General features: G+C 36.9%; 21 protein-coding genes. 7 read left to right on the plus strand and 14 right to left on the minus strand.

The window, feature by feature from the left end:
- Positions 1-35: 35 nt before the first annotated feature.
- From ICG50_RS05630 to ICG50_RS05645, 4 genes are all read right to left on the minus strand, one after another.
- Positions 36-2258: an NADP-dependent isocitrate dehydrogenase gene (locus ICG50_RS05630; protein WP_187659929.1), complete on the minus strand. Its 2223-nt coding sequence runs from the start codon at positions 2256-2258 to the stop codon at positions 36-38.
- A 272-nt stretch (positions 2259-2530) separates the two neighbouring features.
- Positions 2531-2881, minus strand: coding sequence for a 50S ribosomal protein L19 (gene rplS, locus ICG50_RS05635; RefSeq protein ID WP_171223341.1), 351 nt, complete (start codon positions 2879-2881; stop codon positions 2531-2533).
- Between the two features lie 199 nt (positions 2882-3080).
- Positions 3081-3767: a tRNA (guanosine(37)-N1)-methyltransferase TrmD gene (gene trmD / locus ICG50_RS05640; protein ID WP_187659930.1), complete on the minus strand. Its 687-nt coding sequence runs from the start codon at positions 3765-3767 to the stop codon at positions 3081-3083.
- A gap of 143 nt (positions 3768-3910) precedes the next feature.
- Entirely contained in the window at positions 3911-4711 is an 801-nt protein-coding gene (locus tag ICG50_RS05645; protein WP_187659931.1) for a class I SAM-dependent methyltransferase, read from the minus strand.
- A 78-nt stretch (positions 4712-4789) separates the two neighbouring features.
- Here ICG50_RS05645 and ICG50_RS05650 point away from each other — a divergent pair, with 78 nt between their 5' ends.
- Together ICG50_RS05650 and ICG50_RS05655 are read left to right on the plus strand one after the other, a co-directional pair.
- Positions 4790-5725, plus strand: coding sequence for a peptidylprolyl isomerase (locus ICG50_RS05650; RefSeq protein ID WP_187659932.1), 936 nt, complete (start codon positions 4790-4792; stop codon positions 5723-5725).
- Positions 5726-5816: 91 nt separating this feature from the next.
- Positions 5817-6119: a c-type cytochrome gene (locus ICG50_RS05655; RefSeq protein WP_187659933.1), complete on the plus strand. Its 303-nt coding sequence runs from the start codon at positions 5817-5819 to the stop codon at positions 6117-6119.
- 37 nt (positions 6120-6156) lie between these two features.
- Here ICG50_RS05655 and ICG50_RS05660 read toward each other — a convergent pair whose 3' ends face one another.
- Together ICG50_RS05660 and glgA are read right to left on the minus strand one after the other, a co-directional pair.
- The gene (locus ICG50_RS05660; RefSeq protein ID WP_187659934.1) at positions 6157-7431 is read right to left on the minus strand and encodes a glucose-1-phosphate adenylyltransferase; all 1275 of its coding nucleotides are present in this window, start codon (positions 7429-7431) and stop codon (positions 6157-6159) included.
- A 23-nt stretch (positions 7432-7454) separates the two neighbouring features.
- On the minus strand, positions 7455-8681 hold the full coding sequence (gene glgA, locus ICG50_RS05665; RefSeq protein WP_187659935.1) for a glycogen synthase: 1227 nt from the start codon (positions 8679-8681) through the stop codon (positions 7455-7457).
- A 134-nt stretch (positions 8682-8815) separates the two neighbouring features.
- Between glgA and ICG50_RS05670 the strand changes: the two genes are divergently transcribed.
- A complete protein-coding gene (locus tag ICG50_RS05670) occupies positions 8816-9169 on the plus strand; it encodes a tRNA-binding protein (protein ID WP_187659936.1) in 354 nt (117 codons plus the stop codon).
- Here the strand turns inward: ICG50_RS05670 and ICG50_RS05675 are convergent.
- The 3 genes from ICG50_RS05675 to ICG50_RS05685 all read right to left on the minus strand — a co-directional run bounded on the left by ICG50_RS05675 (position 9166) and on the right by ICG50_RS05685 (position 11674).
- Positions 9166-9381, minus strand: coding sequence for a hypothetical protein (locus ICG50_RS05675; RefSeq protein WP_187659937.1), 216 nt, complete (start codon positions 9379-9381; stop codon positions 9166-9168). The genes ICG50_RS05670 and ICG50_RS05675 overlap by 4 nt on opposite strands.
- A gap of 87 nt (positions 9382-9468) precedes the next feature.
- Positions 9469-9846: a PUR family DNA/RNA-binding protein gene (locus ICG50_RS05680; protein WP_187659975.1), complete on the minus strand. Its 378-nt coding sequence runs from the start codon at positions 9844-9846 to the stop codon at positions 9469-9471.
- A gap of 70 nt (positions 9847-9916) precedes the next feature.
- A complete protein-coding gene (locus ICG50_RS05685; RefSeq protein WP_187659938.1) occupies positions 9917-11674 on the minus strand; it encodes an ABC transporter ATP-binding protein in 1758 nt (585 codons plus the stop codon).
- A 195-nt stretch (positions 11675-11869) separates the two neighbouring features.
- Between ICG50_RS05685 and ICG50_RS05690 the strand changes: the two genes are divergently transcribed.
- The 4 genes from ICG50_RS05690 to yajC all read left to right on the plus strand — a co-directional run bounded on the left by ICG50_RS05690 (position 11870) and on the right by yajC (position 14787).
- Positions 11870-12976 carry a Glu/Leu/Phe/Val family dehydrogenase gene (locus ICG50_RS05690; RefSeq protein ID WP_187659939.1) on the plus strand — a complete coding sequence of 369 codons (1107 nt, stop codon included), beginning with the start codon at positions 11870-11872 and terminating at the stop codon, positions 12974-12976.
- A 113-nt stretch (positions 12977-13089) separates the two neighbouring features.
- Positions 13090-13995, plus strand: a complete 906-nt coding sequence (gene nusB, locus ICG50_RS05695) for a transcription antitermination factor NusB (protein WP_187659976.1) — start codon at positions 13090-13092, stop codon at positions 13993-13995.
- A gap of 9 nt (positions 13996-14004) precedes the next feature.
- A complete protein-coding gene (locus ICG50_RS05700) occupies positions 14005-14502 on the plus strand; it encodes a DUF1573 domain-containing protein (RefSeq protein WP_187659940.1) in 498 nt (165 codons plus the stop codon).
- 9 nt (positions 14503-14511) lie between these two features.
- Positions 14512-14787 carry a preprotein translocase subunit YajC gene (yajC, locus tag ICG50_RS05705; protein WP_187659941.1) on the plus strand — a complete coding sequence of 92 codons (276 nt, stop codon included), beginning with the start codon at positions 14512-14514 and terminating at the stop codon, positions 14785-14787.
- A gap of 113 nt (positions 14788-14900) precedes the next feature.
- On the opposite strand, the gene ICG50_RS05710 is transcribed toward yajC, so the two are convergent.
- From ICG50_RS05710 to ICG50_RS05730, 5 genes are all read right to left on the minus strand, one after another.
- Positions 14901-15482, minus strand: coding sequence for a YdeI/OmpD-associated family protein (locus tag ICG50_RS05710; protein ID WP_187659942.1), 582 nt, complete (start codon positions 15480-15482; stop codon positions 14901-14903).
- Entirely contained in the window at positions 15482-16276 is a 795-nt protein-coding gene (locus ICG50_RS05715; protein WP_187659943.1) for a hypothetical protein, read from the minus strand. Before ICG50_RS05715 ends, ICG50_RS05710 begins: the two co-directional genes overlap by 1 nt.
- 1 nt (position 16277) lies before the next feature.
- Positions 16278-17582 carry a peptidase T gene (pepT, locus tag ICG50_RS05720; protein WP_187659944.1) on the minus strand — a complete coding sequence of 435 codons (1305 nt, stop codon included), beginning with the start codon at positions 17580-17582 and terminating at the stop codon, positions 16278-16280.
- A 471-nt stretch (positions 17583-18053) separates the two neighbouring features.
- Complete coding sequence (locus ICG50_RS05725) at positions 18054-18707, minus strand: MAE_28990/MAE_18760 family HEPN-like nuclease (protein ID WP_187659945.1); 654 nt, start codon at positions 18705-18707, stop codon at positions 18054-18056.
- On the minus strand, positions 18708-19808 hold the full coding sequence (locus ICG50_RS05730) for a GmrSD restriction endonuclease domain-containing protein (protein ID WP_187659946.1): 1101 nt from the start codon (positions 19806-19808) through the stop codon (positions 18708-18710).
- Between the last annotated feature and the right edge of the window lie 63 nt (positions 19809-19871).

Raw genomic sequence — 19871 nt, forward strand, 5'->3', positions numbered from 1 at the left:
ATGGGTCGCTTTTTTTATTGGAATCAAATTCAGTATTACACTAATTTTGATAAAATAGTATTAAAGGTCTGACTCGGGCGCATCGCTTTATCCGTCAGTTCTTTAGACGGTTGGTAGTAACCGCCAATTTGTTGCGGTTTTCCTTGTGCTCCAATTAATTCTTCGTTAATCTTAGTTTCGTTTGCCTTTAATTCGCCTGCGATTTCAGTAAACTTAGCTTGTAATTCGGCATCCTTAGTTTGTGCTGCTAAGGCTTCTGCCCAATACATCGCCAAGTAGAAGTGAGATCCTCTGTTGTCAATTTGTCCCACTTTACGCGCCGGAGATTTATCGGTGGCTAAGAATTTCTCGGTGGCTACGTCTAGTGCTTCAGCTAAAACCATCGATTTAGGATTGTTTTGGGTTTGGGACAAATGTTCTAACGAAGCGCCTAAAGCTAAGAATTCGCCTAAAGAATCCCAACGCAAATAACCTTCTTCAATAAATTGCTCAATGTGTTTTGGAGCAGAACCACCGGCTCCGGTTTCGAATAAACCACCGCCATTCATCAACGGAACGATAGATAACATTTTGGCCGAAGTACCAACCTCTAAGATTGGGAACAAATCGGTTAAATAATCACGCAATACGTTTCCGGTAACTGAAATAGTGTCTAATCCTTGGCGTATTCTGTCTAATGTCAATTTAGTAGCGTCAATCGGATTCATGATGCGAATGTCTAATCCGTTGGTATCGTAATCCTTTAAATATAAGTTTACTTTTTTGATAATTTCTCTGTCGTGTGCTCTGTTTTCATCCAACCAGAAAATGGCAGGTGTGGCAGACAAACGCGCTCTGTTTACGGCTAGTTTTACCCAGTCTTGAATCGGCGCATCTTTGGTTTGACACATTCTGAAAATGTCTCCGGTTTCTACTGCTTGTTCCATGTATACATTACCATCAGCATCTAAAACTCGGATGGTTCCGTCAGTTTCGGCTTGGAAAGTTTTGTCGTGTGAACCGTATTCTTCTGCTTTTTGGGCCATCAAACCAACATTAGGAACAGAACCCATAGTTCTTGGGTCTAATGCGCCGTTGGTTTTGCAATCTTCAATCGTTGCAACATAAAGTCCGGCATAACAACGATCCGGAATCAACGCAAAAGTATCTTGGGCTTTGCCTTCTTTGTTCCACATTTGTCCCGAAGTACGAATCATTGCCGGCATGGAAGCATCAACGATTACGTCAGACGGAACGTGGAAGTTCGTAATTCCTTTATCAGAATTCACCATGGCAATCGCTGGACCATTGGCAATTGCTGTTTCAATCGCAGCGGTGATTTCAGCTTCTTGTGGATGACCTGCAATTTTCACATATAAATCGCCTAAACCATTATCGGCTTTGTAGCCTAATGATTTGAAAACGTCACCGTATTTAGCAAAAACATCTTTGAAATACACTTCCACCATCGCTCCGAAAATAATCGGGTCGGACACTTTCATCATCGTGGCTTTTAAGTGCGCAGATAGTAAAACGCCCGCTGCTTTCGCTTCTTCTATAGTTTGGGAAACAAAAACTTTTAAGGCTTTCAAATTCATTACCGAAGAATCAATCACTTCGCCTGCTTTTAAAGCCCCTAATCCTTTTAATTCTTTAGTCGAACCGTCTTTGCCGACGAATTCTATTTTAAACTGAGCCGCACTGGCTACGGTTACCGATTTTTCAGTACCGTAGAAATCGCCTTCGGTCATGAAAGCTACTTTGGTTTTGGAATCTTTAGACCAAGCACCCATGGAATGCGGATTGGCTTTAGCATAATTTTTAACAGCTTTCGGTGCTCTACGATCGGAGTTTCCTTCACGCAACACCGGATTAACGGCTGAACCTAATACTTTAGAATATCGAGCATTAATCGCTTTTTCTTCATCGTTTTTCGGATTGTCCGGATAGTTCGGAATGGCAAATCCGTGGGCTTGTAATTCGGTAATAGCGTCTGTTAACTGCGGAATAGAAGCAGATACGTTGGGTAATTTTATAATGTTGGCTTCCGGAGTAGTAGCCAATTGGCCCAACTCTGATAAAGCATCACCTACTTTTTGGTCTTCTTTTAAGTATTCCGGGAAATTAGATAATATTCTTCCGGCAAGTGAAATGTCTCTCAATTCAATGTCGATATTGGCCGGAGCTGTAAAGGCTTGTACTATAGGTAAAAACGAATGAGTAGCCAACATAGGCGCTTCATCGGTAAGCGTGTAGTGGATTTTAGATTTTTGTGTCATTGTAGTATTTTTTAATCGTATGGTTTGTTTGTGTTGTATTCGATTGAAAGTGCTCATTTTGAAGCAAGCAAATATAAGTAAATCACTATTACGCTCCGTCGGTTTTGAGCGAAATCGATTGAATTATCAAATTGACAATCTGAAAGGTTTAAATTAGTAAAATGATAATCTGCTGAACTTATATTGGTAAAATGATAATTTTTCAGGCTAATTTTTGCACATAAAAAAGCCCCGATGATATCGAGGCGTTTTTATAAGTACAAAGTTTAGAATTATCTTCTTCTTTCTTTGATTTTTGCTTTTTTACCGGTAAGTTCTCTAAAGTAGTAGATACGAGCTCTTCTAACTTTACCTCTTTGGTTTACTTCAACTTTTTGCAATGCGGGCATATTTACCGGGAAGATACGCTCTACACCAACAGCACCAGACATTTTACGGATTGTAAAAGTTTCAGTCAATCCTGCACCTTTTCTTTGGATTACAACTCCTTTGAAAAACTGAGTTCTTGTTTTTTCACCCTCTTTAATTTCGTAGTAAACAGTGATAGTGTCACCGGCTCCGAACGCAGGGAAATCTTTTTTTGTTGACAATTCGTTATTAACGAAATCTACTAAATTTGCCATTTTTAAAAATAATTATGGTTGAAATCTGAGCAACATTCACGGTTTTCGCCAGAGGTTAGTCAAATGTGGGGGCAAAGATAAAAAAGAATTACGAATTACGAATTATGAATTGCGAATTTTTTTGATGAATTTTTGCAAATATAAATAGCTGTAAATCAGCAATGTGAAGAGTAAATTCTCCTTATTCGTCATTCACCTTTTACAATTCATCATTTTCTAACAAGTCAGGGCGTCTTTTTTTGGTGTGTTCATACGCCATATCTTCGCGCCATTTGTCAATTTTGGCAAAATGACCGCTGGTCAAGATTTCAGGCACTTTCCAACCTTTGTAATCGGCCGGTCGGGTATAAATGGGTCCCGATAATAAATTGTCCTGAAAACTATCCGTCAAAGCCGAAGTTTCATCACTCAAAACACCCGGAATCAACCGGATAATTGCATCGCAAAAAACAATCGCACCAATTTCGCCACCAGAAAGCACATAATCGCCAATCGAAATTTCTTTGGTAATAAAATGATCGCGAACACGTTGGTCAACACCTTTGTAATGCCCGCAAAGAATGATAATATTCTCGTACATCGACATTGTATTGGCCATTTTTTGGTTCAAAGTTTCCCCATCAGGCGACATATAAATGATTTCGTCGTAAGTTCGTTGGCTTTTCAAATGTGTAATACAGGCATCAATCGGTTGCACCATCATGACCATACCAGCGCCTCCACCAAATTGGTAATCGTCTACACTTTTTTGTTTGTTGGTCGTATAATCTCTCAGGTTGTGAAAATGCACTTCCACCAATCCTTTTTCGATGGCGCGTTTCATAATCGAGCCTTCAAACGGACTTCGCAATAAATCAGGTAATATGGTGATGATGTCTATTCGCATGGTGCAAATATAGAAAGAAGTTTTTTTAGAAGCTATTTCCGGCTTTCCACTATATCTTTTTCAATGACTATGGTTTTCAACCACAGCCATTAAAAAAGGATGCCGTTGCAATCCGGGCTAGGGTTTCAGTGTGTACAAGAAATTTATTTCTTCGAAGCCAAAATCGAATACACCATCGGGATTTTATTCTCCAAAGGTTTAATTCGGAACTTTCCTTTTTCAAATTCTACTGTTTTATTAAAACAATTATAGGGCGAGTAATCATATTCATTAAAGGAGTTGATTTCCAAACCACTTTCAATTAAGCTATTCAAAATCTCCGAAATCGGATGGTTCCAAGTGATGGTTTTAGTGGCAATTTCGGCATCGCGGTCGGCGTAAGTTCCGGTTTCGTTTTCAACAATTGGCTCTACATTAAAATAATTATAGAAAACGGTTTCAAAATCATTGTCAAACATCCAAACTACCGGATGAAAATCGGCCATGATGAATTTGCCATTAGGCTTTAAAAAATGCGAAACAACCTTCGCCCATTTATCCAAATCGGGAAACCAACCGATAGTGCCATAACTAGTAAAAACAAGATCAAATTTTTCGTTTATTAAAGTGGGTGCATCATAAATATCACAACAAACAAAAGTCACGTCGAGATTAAGTTTTTCAGCAAATTCTCGAGCTCTTTCTATGGCTTTATCCGATAAATCTACACCGGTGGCTTTGGCTCCCATTCGTGCGAATGAAATGGTATCTTGCCCAAAATGACACTGCAAATGCAATATCTTTTTACCGGAAACATCGCCTAATAAAGGCAATTCAATGTCGTTTAAAGTCGATTTTCCTTTGAGAAAACCTTCCACATCATAAAATTCGGAAGCGATGTGAACGTCCGTTTTGTTGTTCCAAGTTTGTTTGTTTATGGCTTTATAATCGTTTTTATTGTCCATTGGTTTTGGTATTTTTGGTAACCAAATTTACAATATAAAATAGTACCTTTGCCCCAGATTTTTTAAAAATATAAGACAATGGAAAACGGAATATACGCTAAATTCAACACGACTAAAGGGTCGATTTTAGTAAAACTAACACACGATTTAACACCGGGAACAGTTGGAAACTTTGTAGGCTTAGCCGAAGGACAATTAGAGAATTCAGCGCGCCCAATGGGAAAACCTTATTATGACGGATTAAAATTCCACAGAGTGATTCCTGATTTTATGGTGCAAGGTGGTTGCCCGCAAGGCATCGGTACCGGTGGTCCGGGTTACAATTTTGATGATGAATTTCACCCAACCTTAAAACACGATAAACCGGGCGTTTTGTCAATGGCCAATGCCGGTCCGGGAAGCAATGGTTCTCAGTTTTTTATCACGCACGTTCCTACAACTTGGTTAGACGGAAAGCACACGGTTTTTGGTCATGTGGTAGAAGGGCAAGACATTGTTGATGCAGTAGCACAAGGCGATTCAATCGAAACCTTGGAAATTGTTAGAGTAGGTGACGAGGCTCAAAAATGGAATGCCATCGAAGCGTTCAGAACTTTTGAAGGTTCACGCCAAAAAAGAATTGAAGAAGCTAAAAAACAAGCCGAAGAATCAATGGAAAAATTAGCTGCCGGTTTTGAAAAAACGGAAAGCGGTTTGCGTTACAAATTCATCCAAAAAGGAAATGGGAAACAAGCAGAAGCCGGTAAAACAGTTTCAGTTCATTACACCGGACAATTAGAAAACGGTAAAACATTCGACTCTTCTTATCCACGCAAAAAACCAATCGAATTTCCATTAGGGAAAGGTCATGTAATTGAAGGTTGGGATGAAGGAATTGCCTTGTTGCAAGTGGGTGACAAAGCCCGTTTCGTGATTCCGTCTTATTTAGGATACGGTTCAAGCGGTGCCGGAGGCGTAATTCCGCCGGATGCGACTTTGATTTTTGATGTAGAATTAATGGACGTTAAAGGATAATATAAAACTTAAGTTTTGATTAAAACAGAATCCCAATCTTTTACGGTTGGGATTTTTTTTTACATTTACTTCAACCAATAAAACTAAAATCATGAAATATAAAGTACTAGCCTTGGCAGTTTTGGCCACCATTATTTATTCCTGTGCTTCAAAAACGGCAGTAGCAACAACAGAAGTAAAAAAAGATGAAATTAAATTTGCTACGGTTATGACTCCTGAACTAGCCGAAGGAAAATCGCTCTACGAAAATAATTGTGCCAAATGTCATTCCTTATACAATGCCAGTGATTTCAATGCCGAACAATGGAAACCAATTGTTTTGAGCATGCAAAAGAAAGCCGATTTAAGTGATGTTCAAGGCCAAAAAATTTACAATTATTTGACAATGAAATAATAAAAAAAAACACTCTTTCGGAGTGTTTTTTTTTATTTTATACGGTAAACCCGTTCGGAAGTACAGCGCCTTTTTTGACGACGATAATACCGTCTTTTATGGTGTATAAATCGGTGTTGGTGTCTTCTAAATGTTTACCACCATTGAGTCGAACATCGTTTCCGATTCGGCAATCTTTATCAACTATGGTATTGTTGATGTAACACCTTTCGCCAATCCCGATATTGATTATGTCATGTAACGAGTTGGTTCTGATTTCTTCCAGATTTTGGTAATAATCATTTCCCATTAGATATGAGTTGAGGATTGTTGAACCAAAACCCACGCGACTTCTAATACCAATAACCGAATGTTCTACTGTTACACCGTTTAGAATGCAACCTTCCGCAATGACCGATTTGTCAATAGTGGAAGCGCCGGTAATTTTGGATGGAGGCAAAACACGAGCACGGGTATAAATTTTACTCGAATTGTCGAAAAGATTAAACTTCGGAATGTCATCGGTTAAACCTAAATTGGCTTCAAAGAAAGAATCTATGTTTCCAATATCGGTCCAATAACCTTCATATTGGTAGCTGAGTATTTTATGTTTGCCTATAGCTTGCGGGATAATTTCTTTCCCAAAATCTTTGGTGTCCGGATTTTTCATTATTTCAACTAATAACTCTTTGTTGAAAATATAAATACCCATTGAGGCCAAATAGTGTTTGCCTTCTGCTTTAGATTCTTCACTTACTTCCGATGTCCATTCGGGTAGCAAACTCACATTAGGTTTTTCGATAAAGGAAGTAATGTAATTTTCGGAATCGGTTTTCAGAATTCCGAATTCCGGCGCCTCTTTGGCGTTTACCGGTAAAGTGGCAATAGATATATTGGCACCGGCATCATGATGCGCTTTGATCATGGCGTTGAAATCCATTTGGTACAATTGGTCACCCGATAAAATCAAGGCATAATCAAATTCATGGTTCATAAAATGATGCATACATTGGCGAACGGCATCGGCAGTTCCTTGAAACCAAGTTGGGTTGTCAGGCGTTTGTTCTGCCGCTAAAATATCGACGAATGCCGTACTGAAATGGCTAAAGTGATAAGTGTTTTTAATGTGCTGGTTTAAGGACGCCGAATTGAATTGCGTCAATACAAACATCCTTTTGATGTCTGAATTGATACAATTGGAAATCGGAATATCCACCAAACGGTATTTTCCCGCAATGGGAACCGCCGGTTTGGAACGCGTTTGGGTTAGTGGTGCTAATCTTGAACCTTGTCCGCCACCTAAAATAATGGCTAATGTGCTTTTATTTATCATTGCAATATGCTTTAGTTGTTTGATTATGCTTTTTCTTTTTCGAATCTATTGATTACTTCTTCGTAATAATTGTAAGTTGTTTTGGCAATGGAGGCCCAACTGAATTTCTCCAAAACTCTTTTCCTGCCGGCTTTTCCCATTTGGGTGGCCAAAGTTTCATCTTCTAACAATTGATTAACTTTAGCCGCAAAGTTTTTCTGAAAAATTTCGGGATATTTTGGGTTGAAATCCGTTCGGGAAATGCTTTCGAGCTCGATTAAATAACCGGTTTCGCCTTCCACTATAATCTCGGGAATACCGCCAACCGCACTTCCTACAACCGGAGTTTCACACGACATTGCTTCGAGATTGATGATGCCGAATGGCTCGTATAATGACGGACAAGCAAATACGCGGGCGTGGCTGTAAAGGACTTTGATTTTCTCGCGCGGCAACATTTCCGAAATTAGAATGACACCATTTCGACTGGCTTTTAGTTCGGCTATCAATTCTTCGGTTTCTTTGGCTATTTCGGGCGTGTCAGGTGCGCCGGCGCAAAGTACTATTTGACAATTTTCATTGAAATATTTCGCTGCCGAAATCAATTGGGAAATTCCTTTTTGGCGGGTAATTCGACCCACAAAAAGCACAAACGGAATATCAGGATTGATGTTGTATTGCTTTAATAAATCATTGTCAAAAGTCGGACTGTAAAAATCAGGGTCAATACCGTTGTGGATTACGGTTACTTTTTCAGGAGCAACTCCATATGCTTCGATGACGTCGGTTTTCATTTGTTCGCTGACTGCAATAATACCGTCGGCAGTATTATAAGCATGATGTTCAATCCAACGCGACAAAAAATAACCATTACCTAATTGTTCCACTTTCCAAGGTCGGTGTGTTTCTAAACTGTGTGTGGTTAAAATTAATGGCGATTGCAATAATTCTCTCGAAAAGATTCCGGCCAAGTGCGTGTACCAAGTATGACAATGAATTACATCGGCTTGTAAAGTATGTTGCGACATTTCGATATTTTTACTCAAATTGTGAAACATCTTGAGATGCGGATTGGTTTCGTCTTCGGGTTTTGTTAATGAAGATTGGATTCCAATGACATTCATCGAAGCAGAGCTTTCTACTTGGTTGCCAAAACAACGTACTTCAACTTGACCTAATTTAGCCAATTCCTGACTCAAAAAATCGATATGTACTCCGGCACCGCCGTAAATGTTGGGTGGAAACTCATTGGTAAACAGGGCAATTTTCATAGCATTAACCTTAGGATGATTTATTAAAACTTAAAAGTATAAAATATATTCAACTTTTAGATTAACAGTAGGATATAAAAACTATACAAAATTCGGTTTCATATTCTATTTTTGTATAGAAACAATTTTGAACTATGGAAAACACAACAAGTGAAGGGTTGCATTGGAGCGAATTCGAAAAAGTTGAGATGCGAGTAGGAACAATACTCGAAGCGAATGATTTTCCGGAAGCCCGAAAGCCGGCTTATCAATTGGTGATTGATTTTGGAACCGAAATCGGAATTAAAAAATCCTCGGCACAGCTTACGAAAAGATATTCTAAAGAAGATTTAATTGGAAAACAGATTGTCGCAGTAGTTAATTTTCCCAAAAAGCAAATAGGCACTTTTATGAGCGAATGTTTGGTGTTGGGTTCAGTCGGAGCAGAAAATGATATAGTGTTGTTGACTTCTGATTTTAAAGTCGAGAACGGGTTGCGGATAGGTTAGTTTTGTTTTCTCCTTTTGATAGCCATGTAAAGATTAAAAACCGACAAAAACAAAAACATGACAATACCGCCAAAAGCAATTTTTTTAGTCAATGGTAATTCTTCTGTTTGCATTCTTTGGATTCCGTTTGAGATGATCCATAGCCAAAATAGTATACTCAAACTGTGAAACAAGATGCCGTATTTGTTGATGAAAGCGGTAAATTTTTGCATATCAATTAATTTAAAAAGTCCAAAACTTTTCAGCTTCGGACTTGCTTTTTACTAATCACTAGTTACTAGTCACTAATTACTTTTTAATTATATATCGTCAAAATCAATATCGGTGAAACTCTTTTCAGAAGTCTTAGTTTCTTCTGCAGTTTCTTGAACATATTCTCTTTTGAAGTCTTTTTGGTGTCTTTCTGAAATTACTTCTTCCCCTTTGTGGTTCAAAACGTAAGCGGTCATTTCTTCTAAAATATCAGTGAAAGCGGCAAAATCTTCTTTGTATAAATAAATTTTGTGTTTTTTGAAGTGAAAGGAACCGTCTTCTTCAGTGAACTTTTTGCTTTCGGTAATGGTAATGTAGTAATCATCTGCTTTGGTGGCTCTCACATCGAAGAAATAAGTTCTTCTTCCCGCTCTTAAAACTTTAGAAAAAATCTCATCTTTTTCTAGCATATCATTTTCTCTCATATTCTTTCGGTCAATTAATAGTGTTTCTATACAGTTCAAAAATGGTAAAATTTTTGTTACCAAACAACAATTAATTTAATTCTTTTTCCGAAAGTTGTTTCAAATATAGCTCAGCATAATACCCCGGTTGGTTTATCAATTGATTATGAGAACCTTCTTGGATGATTTGGCCTTCTTCAATGATGATAATTTTGTCGGCATTCTTGGCTGAAGAAACCCTGTGGCTGACAATAATCGTGGTTTTGTCTTTGGAAATTTGGAGCAGATTATTCAAGATTTGCTCTTCGGTTTCAGTGTCTACTGCGGATAAACAGTCGTCAAACAACAATATCTCCGGATTCTTGATAATCGCTCGGGCAATGGAAACCCTTTGCTTTTGTCCGCCGGAAAGCGTGATGCCGCGTTCGCCTAATATGGTTTCGTATTGGGCATTGAAGTTCATAATGTTGTCGTGCACCACCGCATTCTTGGCAGCCGTTATGACTTCTTCATCAGTAGCATTTTCTTTACCAAACTTGATATTATTTTTGATAGAATCTGAAAACAAAAACGCATCTTGCGGTACAATCCCGATGCTGTTGCGTAAATCGTATAAATTGACTTGGTCTATGGCTACACCGTCAATAGTAATTTGGCCTTCTTTGATATCATACATTCGCGTGATTAAAGAAAGGATGCTCGATTTTCCGGCGCCTGTTTGGCCTAAAATGGCTAAGGTTTCTCCTTTTTTAACTTTAAATGAAATGTTTTTCAGCGCTGTGATTTCCGTATCTTCATAAGTGAAATTCACGTTTTTGAACTCGATTTCTCCATGGATATTCGTGTTTTCGGTCGCTTTGTTTTTAATTTCAGGTTCGATTTTCAAGAACTCGTTGATTCTTTTTTGAGACGCTTCAGCTTCTTGTACCAAAGACGAAACCCAACCAATGGAAGCCACAGGCCAAGTCAGCATGTTGACATACAAAATAAATTCGGCAATCGTTCCAATACTTTTGATGGTGCCATCGATATACATCAATCCGCCAAAATAAATTACGACCAAGTTGCTCACACCAATCAAAGCAATCATCAACGGACCGAAAAGCGATTGTACTCGCGCCAAACTCATGCTTTTGGTTTTGCTTTCTTTCGCCAAATCAATAATCTCTTCTTGGTACTGTTTTTCCAAGGCATAAGCTTTCACGACACGAATTCCGGAGAAAATCTCTTGGGTAAAACTCGAAATTTTGGACAAATACTGTTGGAATGTCGTGCTGCGTTTGTTGATTTCAGTACTCAATCTGAAAATGATAAAGGATAAAATCGGCAAGGGTAAAATGGTGTACAAAGTCAGCAACGGCGACACATTGTACATATAAATAATCACGACGGTAAATCGGATAAAGGTGTTGATGGTGTACATAACTGCGGGTCCGACATACATTCTGACTTTACCAACATCTTCACTGATGCGGTTCATCAAATCACCGGTTCGGTTGCGTTTGTAGAAATTTTGGTCTAACACTTCGTAATGTTGGAACACTTCATTTTTTAAATCAAACTCTACGTGGCGCGACATTACGATTAAGGTTTGACGCATTAAGAAAGTTAAAACGCCGGCAATCAAAGTCGTACCCACAATCCAAAGGACATTTTCAACCAATTCGGCTTTAATCATGTCGCTTGTCATTTTGTTGCTGTTAAAATCTTCAATCGCTTGAAATGACTGACTGATAAGCTTTGGCGTAAAAAGAGAAAAAATTTGGGCTACAATAGTGATTAAAATTCCCAATAAAAAATGGAATTTGTATTTGACAAAATATTTGTTTAAATATTGAAGTTCTTTCATGGTATTTTTAAAGAAATGGGCTTTATGACTTAAATTCTGTTAAAAAAATTGAGAATAGTTAAATTATAGTATTCTTTATTTAAATTGATTTTATTAACAATATGCTAATTATTTCTGATTTCGATGAGTTTTATTGAATAATATTTTATTTTTGTACCGACTTTTTAGAAAGTCTTTAATTAATACTACTTCATTATGACTTCAGAAATCATCACACCGGTTGAGCTAAAAAAAATGGATCCTGTTTTCGGTCAAGTTTCTTTTGACAATCACGAGCAAATCGTTTTTTGTAATGACAAAGATACAGGTTTAAAAGCAATTATCGGTATTCATAATACAGTTATGGGACCGGCTCTTGGTGGAACCAGAATGTGGAATTATGCCAACGAATGGGAAGCATTAAATGATGTTTTAAGACTTTCACGCGGAATGACTTATAAATCGGCTATCACAGGTTTAAATCTTGGTGGTGGAAAAGCGGTGATTATTGGAGATTCTAAAACCGACAAAACTCCGGAAATGATTACGCGTTTCGGAGAGTTTGTTAACTCTTTAAGTGGAAAATATATTACAGCTGAAGACGTTGGAACTACTACTGAAGACATGGACAGAATTCACAAGGTAACCAACTATGTTACCGGAATTTCTGAGTCTATCGGAGGTTCAGGAAATCCTTCTCCTGTTACGGCTTATGGGGTTTATATGGGAATGAAAGCGGCTGCCAAATACCAATTCGGTTCTGAAAACTTAGACGGTAAAAAAGTATTGGTACAAGGAACAGGTCACGTAGGCGAAACTTTAATCAGTTATTTAAGAAAGGAAGGCGCTGAAGTATTTGTATCCGACATTCATCAAGATAAAATGGAAAATATGGTGGCTAAATACGGTGCCAAAATTTTTACAGGAACTGATTTGTACAGCGCTGAGGTTGATATTTATTCGCCATGTGCTTTAGGAGCAACGATTAATGACGAAACTATCCATAAAATCAAAGCGAAAGTAATTGCCGGTGCAGCCAATAACCAATTGGCAGTAGAAGCGATTCATGGTCAAATTTTAAGAGAAAGAGGTATTGCTTATGCACCTGATTTCTTAATCAATGCCGGTGGAATCATTAATGTTTACGGTGAAATCGTGAAATATGGTAAAGACCAAGCGATGAAAATGACTGAGAATATTTATAACACTACGTTAGAGATTTTTAATTTTGCTGACATCAATAACATGACTACGCAACAAGCGGCGATGCAAATTGCCCAAAACAGAATTGACCAAAGAAAAAAAGAAAACGCTAATAAATAATTATTAGGTTTTAAAATATTCCTATTTTTGCAACGCGAAAGAAATTCTTTCGCGTTGTTAATTTTAAAAAGTTCTTACAGGTGTTAAACAGAAGACATATTCGAGTAAAAGTGATGCAATCCATCTACGCGATGCATCAAAAAAATTCTGAGGAGTTGGAGAAAGAAGAAAAGTTCTTACTCCAAAGCATTGATAACATTCAGGATTTGTATTTAATCATGTTGTCGACTTTGACAGAAATCAGAAAAAAGGAAATTGTTTTTTTGGAAGCTTCCAGCAAAAAACATTTGGCCACGGCAGAAGAAAAAAATCCCAATTACAAGTTTATCAATAACGCGGTACTCCAACATTTGGAAGACAACAACTCGTTAAGCATCGCTTTAGAAAAAAGAAAAATCAACAACTGGTCATTGAACGATGATTATATTTTGATTTTACTGAATGACATCAAGCAAAGTGATTTGTATGCCAAATACATGAGCACTCGCCAGAATACTTTTGAAGAAGACAAGCAATTTGTGATTGACGTGTTCACGGACTTAATTGCGCCCAATGAAAAGCTCTACGAATATTTAGAAGACAACAAACTGACTTGGACCGATGATATTCCGGTGGTGAATACCCAAATCCAGAAGCAATTGAAACAAGTTTCGGAGAAAGGCGAGTTTAGAGTCGTGAAACTTTACAAAGACGAAGAAGACAAAGAGTTCGTGGGAAACTTATTCAGAAAAACCGTTTTAAACGAAATTGAATTGGCCAAAGAATACATCGACAAAACCCCCAATTGGGATGCCGACCGTATCGCCGAAATTGATACTATTATCTTAAAAATGGCCATTTGTGAGTTCTTAAAATTCCCGTCCATTCCAATAAAGGTGACCATCAATGAGTATTTGGAAATTGCCAAAGAATATTCAACTCCCAAAAGCAGTATTTTTATCAACGGGATTTTAGATAATTTGGTCAAAGAATTTCAAACAGAAGATAAAATCAAAAAAGCCGGTAGAGGTTTACTATAATTATAAACTATGAAAAAAAGAATTCATTTAATCGCCATTGTAGCGTTATTATCGTTAACAACAGCTTGTAAAAAAGACAGTACTACTGAAAACAATTCCGGTACAGACACTATTGCTGTAAAACAACCGGAAGCTAATAGGAATCAAGTTCCGGTGGTTCGAGTAGCGGCAAACGGAAAAGTTGCTGTAATGTCTTTCGACCATGACATGCATGATTTTGGGACCATTCAACAAGGAGATAAACCAACTTATGATTTTGCTTTTAAAAACACCGGTGAATCCGATTTAATAATCACTTCCGCTAAAGGATCTTGCGGTTGTACCGTTCCGGAATATCCTAAAACCCCGATTAAACCGGGTGAGTCAGGAAATATCAAAGTGTCTTTTGATTCTAAAGGAAAATCAGGAGCAACTACCAAAACCGTTTCCATCATGTGCAACACAGCAGAAGGCAACAAAATATTAACCATTAAAGCTAACATCGAAGTTCCGAAAGGAGCAAAATAAATTATTATTATGGAACAATTACAGAGTTTTTTACCGTTTTTATTAATGTTTGTGGTGATCTATTTCTTTATGATCAGACCGCAACAAAAGAAAATCAAACAAGAAAAAGAATTTGAATCAAGCTTAAAAGTAGGCGATAAAATCATCACCAAAAGTGGTTTCCACGGAAAAATAGCCGAGTTATCAGAAGGTACAGCCGTTATCGAAACCATGTCAGGAAAATTAAAGATTGAGCGTTCAGCGATTTCTTTAGAATTGACTGCTGCTGCGAATAAGAAAGCTTAAAGGAAAGTACAAAATAAGAAGTACAAAGTACAAAGTAAAATCCCAAACTCCTATATTGGAGTTTGGGATTTATATTTAGTTCTATTTCGTAATTCGTAATTTCTAATTCGTAATTACTTCCTGTATTTATCGTTAAATCCTTTACCCTCCAAAATCATCGGCGCAATTTTCTCCAAGCGAGTAACTTTAGTTTTCTCTTGCTTAGCCGTTGCCATGTATTCCCAATACTCTTTTTGCTTGAAAGGCGTCAGTTGCTCCAAAGCGGTTTTTAAGGCTTTGTCATTATCGAGTGCTGTCTGAAAGAACTCACATTGCATCGCTTCTTTCTTTTCGGGTTTGATAGACAAGCCTGCTTTTTCGTTGGCGATGGCTTCGTTGATGTATTGCAGAATCAGTTTCTCATTGATTTCATTAGCTGAAGTAAAGCGCCATTGTCTCAAAGCTTTCGTTACTCCTTCATTGGCATTGACCAAAACCTGAGCTTCATCTTTTAGGAAAACACCATTCCAGAACCAAAGTGTAAAATAGTTTTTAAAACCGCCAATGCCTAAGACATTTTTATTGTTAATGGTATACACTTCGCCACCCCATTTATTGGTTTCCACCAATTCGGTTTTTTGAACAATTTCTCTTAACCGACCAATTTCTTCGGTCCATTGATCGTTTTTTATCCAGGGATTTTTAGCTTCTTTCATTAATCGAAATTGATGTTCCAATGGTTTTTTATAGCGGTTCTTCTTGGGATATAGCAAGAGAGATTTGGATTGTCGGGACTTACAAAAATTTTGATTATTTCTTCTCTATTGGTTTGCGGCAGATATAGCCAATCATCAGTAATAGAATTGCCGAAAATTTTGTTCCCGTTAGAAAAGTAATAGTAATCTACATTTACCAATCGTTTATCTGATAAAGGGGAACCGGCTACGGCACTATAACCTAAAAAATGAGCGTCGGTTACTTTACCGTTTTTATATAGCTTGTTTTTTTTCAATGCCGGAATCAAAGCAATGCTTAGCAATAACAATCCGATTGTTAAAAAGATTATCGGGAAAAATGAGAAAACAAAACTTGCAGAAAACATAAAAGGTTCCATATTCGTAATCACAGATTGGTTTTTATAAGTCTTCACATCAATGATGCTCCCGGATTCTAAATCGTATACTTTTTCGAGTTCTAAGGTTTGAAATGTATCATTGAACTGCTTACCGTTAATTTCGTATTTATAATAAATTTCAACAGGATGGTCGTTATTAATCGTAACATTGGTTACTTCTTTAAGATAGATAACTTCTGCTTTTACGGCTTTTCCTTTGTCTAGAATTTCTTCGGTATCATAGTCTTCATAGTCATCAGTCACAACATAGTTGATGAAGCTGAACATCAAAAACATAAAAAAGCCAATCATTAAAAAGACTTTGGCCAAACTATAAACTATTTTTTTTTCTTTTAACAACTCATAGAAAGTCAAAAAGGAAACTTTTCTTTCCATATTATTTCTTCTTAGTCTTCTTTTCTTTTTTTTCTTGCTTCTTGCTTCTTGCTTCTTGCTTCGTAAAATCAGTCGTAGCCGTCAATTCCGCAATCTTTACAATCACTTCTACCGCTTTTTGCATGCTTTCCACCGGAACGTATTCATACTTGCCGTGGAAGTTGTGACCACCAGCAAAGATGTTCGGACAAGGCAATCCCATATACGACAAACGACAACCATCAGTGCCACCGCGAATTGGTTTGATTAAAGGTTTGATGCCTAAAGATTTCATCGCTTTTTCGGCCAAATCTACAATGAACATTACCGGAACAACTTTTTCCTTCATGTTGTAGTATTGGTCTTTGATTTCGCAGATGACGATGTCTTCGCCAAATTGTTTCTTAAACTCTTTATTGAATTTCTTGGTGATTTTGTGCACCAATTCTTTGCGCTTGATGAATTTCTTCATATCATGGTCGCGGATGATGAGTTCCAATTTGGTTTCCTCAATACTGCCCGTTAAACCCGTCACGTGGAAGAATCCTTCGTAGCCTTTAGTCTCTTGCGGTGTTTCCCCTTTTGGTAATTCGTTGATGAAATCATTGGCAATTAACATCGAGTTAATCATTTTTCCTTTGGCATAACCCGGATGCACCGATTTCCCTTTAAAGGTAATTTTCACACCGGCGGCGTTGAAGTTTTCATATTCCAGTTCACCTATCTGACTACCATCCATAGTGTACGCCCAGTCGGCACCGAATTTCTTTACGTCAAACAAATCCGCACCGCGACCGATTTCTTCATCAGGTGTAAAACACACTCTGATTTTCCCGTGTTGGATTTCCGGATGTTGGATTAAGTATTCCATCGCGGTCATGATTTCGGTGATACCGGCTTTGTCATCGGCACCTAATAAAGTCAGACCGTTAGTGGTGATTAACGTTTGTCCTTTGTATTGCAATAAATCCTTGAAATAACTAGGCGAAAGAACGATGTTTTGTTCCTTGTTCAAAATGATATCGCCACCGTCATAATTCAGAATCACTTGCGGTTTGACATCTTTTCCGGTAAAGTCGGGTGTGGTGTCAAAGTGCGATACAAAACCAATTGTTGGTACCTTGTGTTTCACATTCGAAGCCAAAGTCGCCATCACATAGCCGTGTTTGTCAATCGTGACTTGCGTCATGCCAATGGCTTTGAGTTCGTCAACCAATTTATTGGCTAAATCGAATTGCTTTTTGGTACTCGGCGTTGTAGTTGAATTCGGGTCTGATTCGGTATCGATAGTGACGTAGCTGATGAAGCGGTCGATGATGTGTTGCATGATGTATTTGTTTTTAGCAAAGATAATAATTAGGAAGTACAAAGTACGAGGTGGGAAGTACGAAGTTTTGCCCTTCGACAAGCTCAGGGTGACACGGTACATTTTGATTGTTTATAGTTTGATAATCAAGATTTGTTTACACAACAAAACCCAATTGATTGCACAATTTGTCCTCCTGAGCTTGTCGAAGGGCTTCTGTTAAACTCCGCAACCCTCTTGTAATCCTCCGAAGCTTGTTCGTACCGTTCCGCAAATCATTTAAAGGGTTCCGCAGACCGTTTGTAGCAGTCCGAAGTGGGTTTATATGCCTCCGAAGACCGTTCTCGTAAGTCCGAAAATTGTTTTTAAGAGTCCGAAGCTATTTCTTGTGAGTCCGAAGCTCGTTCTTAGGCTGGGAAGGCTTGGAAATGCTGTAAAGTTGGTTTTGGGAGGGTTTTTGGGGATTTTGGTTTTTGAGAAGTTATTGGTTTATTAAGGTATTTTAAATTTATCCAATACAACAAGGTTGGTCAGGTGAGCATAAAAAACTTGTAATAAATTAAAAATTTCTTGATGAATTCTAAGGTAATTTTCTTTGTCAAAGTCTAAATTATCTCCATTGCCATGAGCTATAGTATTTCTGTTTTTAAGCAATTGTTCATCTATTAAGTTACTTTTTAATTCAAAATCGGTATACGGTATTCCAACAACTGAAAGTATATTTTTCAAAGTGTCTGAATTTAAATTTGATTTAGTATCTATTGCTTTATCTAAACTCCAACTTGCCCTTTGATTCAATTCATTTTTAAAAAAGGTAATAAATTCTGTATGAATTAAATGCTGTCCGGTTGTTTCAATTTCATGAATTTTAGATTTTAAAGATAAAGCAAGAAGGTTATCAGGTAATTCAGAATAATTTAATCTCTTGTATTTTACAAAGTTTAAATAGTTGTTACATGAGGTTTTAATAAATCCTTCCCAATGAGCATACAAAAGTAAAATTCCTGCCCTCATTTCTGAATTCAATAAATGATTTGTTTTAGCTAAAGATATTCTTTGTTTTATTAAGGTTAATTCCTTTTTTCTCCAGCTAAAATCTTCTTCTAATAATTCAAAGTAATGTTCTTTTGTTCGAATTTTTAACATTTAAAATGAAAATTTTAACTCACCTAAAGGTATTATAACTGGTACTCTAGAGGTAACATTTACACCACTACCTGTTTTTGATTTAAATGTTTCATCCTTCCAAAGTTCTATTAATTTTTCTTCAAAAACTTCGGCTGTTTTAGACTCAATTGTTTCAATGTTTCTTCCTACACCAATTCCGATTGCTTCAAAGGCAGAAAGTAAAAACTTACCTTCAAATTTTAATTTTTCAGAATTATAACGTTTAAATGCTAATTCACCTTTAACCTTATTTAAATATTTAAATGTTCTCTCAAAAATAGTGGACTCTTCAGTATAATCAAATTCAGGTGACTTAGTAAATTCTATCATTTTTTCAGTTATAAAGGCTCCTAAATCTTGAGTTGTTTTTATTTCCAAAACATTCAATTTTCTTAAAATTATAAACCTAAGCGCTAATTCCATATTGTATTGTTCTTCAATCATTCTTTCAGGTAATGAAAGAGTTTCCAGAAAATCTTCATTCAGTGATAAATCTTTTAACCATCTATAGAAAGGTTTATTAATCATTACTAGCAAACAATTTCTAACCTCTTGATCAGATAATTTGGAACCAAGGGTATTTAATCTTTGGAACAATTCATATTTGACATTTTCATCACTTTCTTTTTTTACAATCTTTATATCAAGTTTTTCTCTCTTAAAAGTCAATCTTTGTGCAGGTGTAAAAGAATTGGATACATTTTCATCTTCCCATTTTTTTCCTTCCAATGATGGTAAATATTCTGTAGCTACTAGCGTATTTGGTTCAAGAGACTCACCTTTTTCATTTTTTAAAATACCCATGAATTCAAAAATAGTTGATAACCTTTGAAGTCCATCTACAACATCCCAAACTCCATCTGTTCTTTGTGATACAAAAATAGAGGGTATTGGAATGCCTAATAATATACTCTCAATTAGCTTTGTCTTTTGAAGATTAGTCCAACGAAAAAATCTCTGAAATTCAGGATGTATATCTAATTCATTTTCTTTGTATAGACTTGATAATTCTCCAATAGACATCGGATATCCGTCAGTTGTAATTTCATTTTTCTTTAATTGAATTTCATCCTCTAACATTTTATGCTTTTTTAAATTAATTTTAGTTCTGTACAATAATTACCGCTAATATATGAAAATTGT

This window comes from Flavobacterium buctense, assembly GCF_014486695.1.
GTDB lineage: Bacteria > Bacteroidota > Bacteroidia > Flavobacteriales > Flavobacteriaceae > Flavobacterium > Flavobacterium buctense.

What these genes read in the sequence shown, in the direction of transcription:
- ICG50_RS05655 (WP_187659933.1), top strand. Translation starts at nt 5,817, where the DNA reads ATGAAATATAAAGTACTAGCCTTGGCAGTTTTGGCCACCATTATTTAT.
- ICG50_RS05710 (WP_187659942.1), bottom strand. Translation starts at nt 15,482, where the DNA reads ATGAAAGAAGCTAAAAATCCCTGGATAAAAAACGATCAATGGACCGAA.
- ICG50_RS05650 (WP_187659932.1), top strand. Translation starts at nt 4,790, where the DNA reads ATGGAAAACGGAATATACGCTAAATTCAACACGACTAAAGGGTCGATT.
- ICG50_RS05660 (WP_187659934.1), bottom strand. Translation starts at nt 7,431, where the DNA reads ATGATAAATAAAAGCACATTAGCCATTATTTTAGGTGGCGGACAAGGT.
- ICG50_RS05685 (WP_187659938.1), bottom strand. Translation starts at nt 11,674, where the DNA reads ATGAAAGAACTTCAATATTTAAACAAATATTTTGTCAAATACAAATTC.
- glgA (WP_187659935.1), bottom strand. Translation starts at nt 8,681, where the DNA reads ATGAAAATTGCCCTGTTTACCAATGAGTTTCCACCCAACATTTACGGC.
- ICG50_RS05730 (WP_187659946.1), bottom strand. Translation starts at nt 19,808, where the DNA reads ATGTTAGAGGATGAAATTCAATTAAAGAAAAATGAAATTACAACTGAC.
- ICG50_RS05725 (WP_187659945.1), bottom strand. Translation starts at nt 18,707, where the DNA reads ATGTTAAAAATTCGAACAAAAGAACATTACTTTGAATTATTAGAAGAA.
- ICG50_RS05675 (WP_187659937.1), bottom strand. Translation starts at nt 9,381, where the DNA reads ATGCAAAAATTTACCGCTTTCATCAACAAATACGGCATCTTGTTTCAC.
- ICG50_RS05715 (WP_187659943.1), bottom strand. Translation starts at nt 16,276, where the DNA reads ATGGAAAGAAAAGTTTCCTTTTTGACTTTCTATGAGTTGTTAAAAGAA.
- ICG50_RS05630 (WP_187659929.1), bottom strand. Translation starts at nt 2,258, where the DNA reads ATGACACAAAAATCTAAAATCCACTACACGCTTACCGATGAAGCGCCT.
- ICG50_RS05690 (WP_187659939.1), top strand. Translation starts at nt 11,870, where the DNA reads ATGACTTCAGAAATCATCACACCGGTTGAGCTAAAAAAAATGGATCCT.
- ICG50_RS05700 (WP_187659940.1), top strand. Translation starts at nt 14,005, where the DNA reads ATGAAAAAAAGAATTCATTTAATCGCCATTGTAGCGTTATTATCGTTA.
- yajC (WP_187659941.1), top strand. Translation starts at nt 14,512, where the DNA reads ATGGAACAATTACAGAGTTTTTTACCGTTTTTATTAATGTTTGTGGTG.
- pepT (WP_187659944.1), bottom strand. Translation starts at nt 17,582, where the DNA reads ATGCAACACATCATCGACCGCTTCATCAGCTACGTCACTATCGATACC.
- ICG50_RS05680 (WP_187659975.1), bottom strand. Translation starts at nt 9,846, where the DNA reads ATGAGAGAAAATGATATGCTAGAAAAAGATGAGATTTTTTCTAAAGTT.
- rplS (WP_171223341.1), bottom strand. Translation starts at nt 2,881, where the DNA reads ATGGCAAATTTAGTAGATTTCGTTAATAACGAATTGTCAACAAAAAAA.
- ICG50_RS05645 (WP_187659931.1), bottom strand. Translation starts at nt 4,711, where the DNA reads ATGGACAATAAAAACGATTATAAAGCCATAAACAAACAAACTTGGAAC.
- ICG50_RS05670 (WP_187659936.1), top strand. Translation starts at nt 8,816, where the DNA reads ATGGAAAACACAACAAGTGAAGGGTTGCATTGGAGCGAATTCGAAAAA.
- nusB (WP_187659976.1), top strand. Translation starts at nt 13,090, where the DNA reads ATGCAATCCATCTACGCGATGCATCAAAAAAATTCTGAGGAGTTGGAG.
- trmD (WP_187659930.1), bottom strand. Translation starts at nt 3,767, where the DNA reads ATGCGAATAGACATCATCACCATATTACCTGATTTATTGCGAAGTCCG.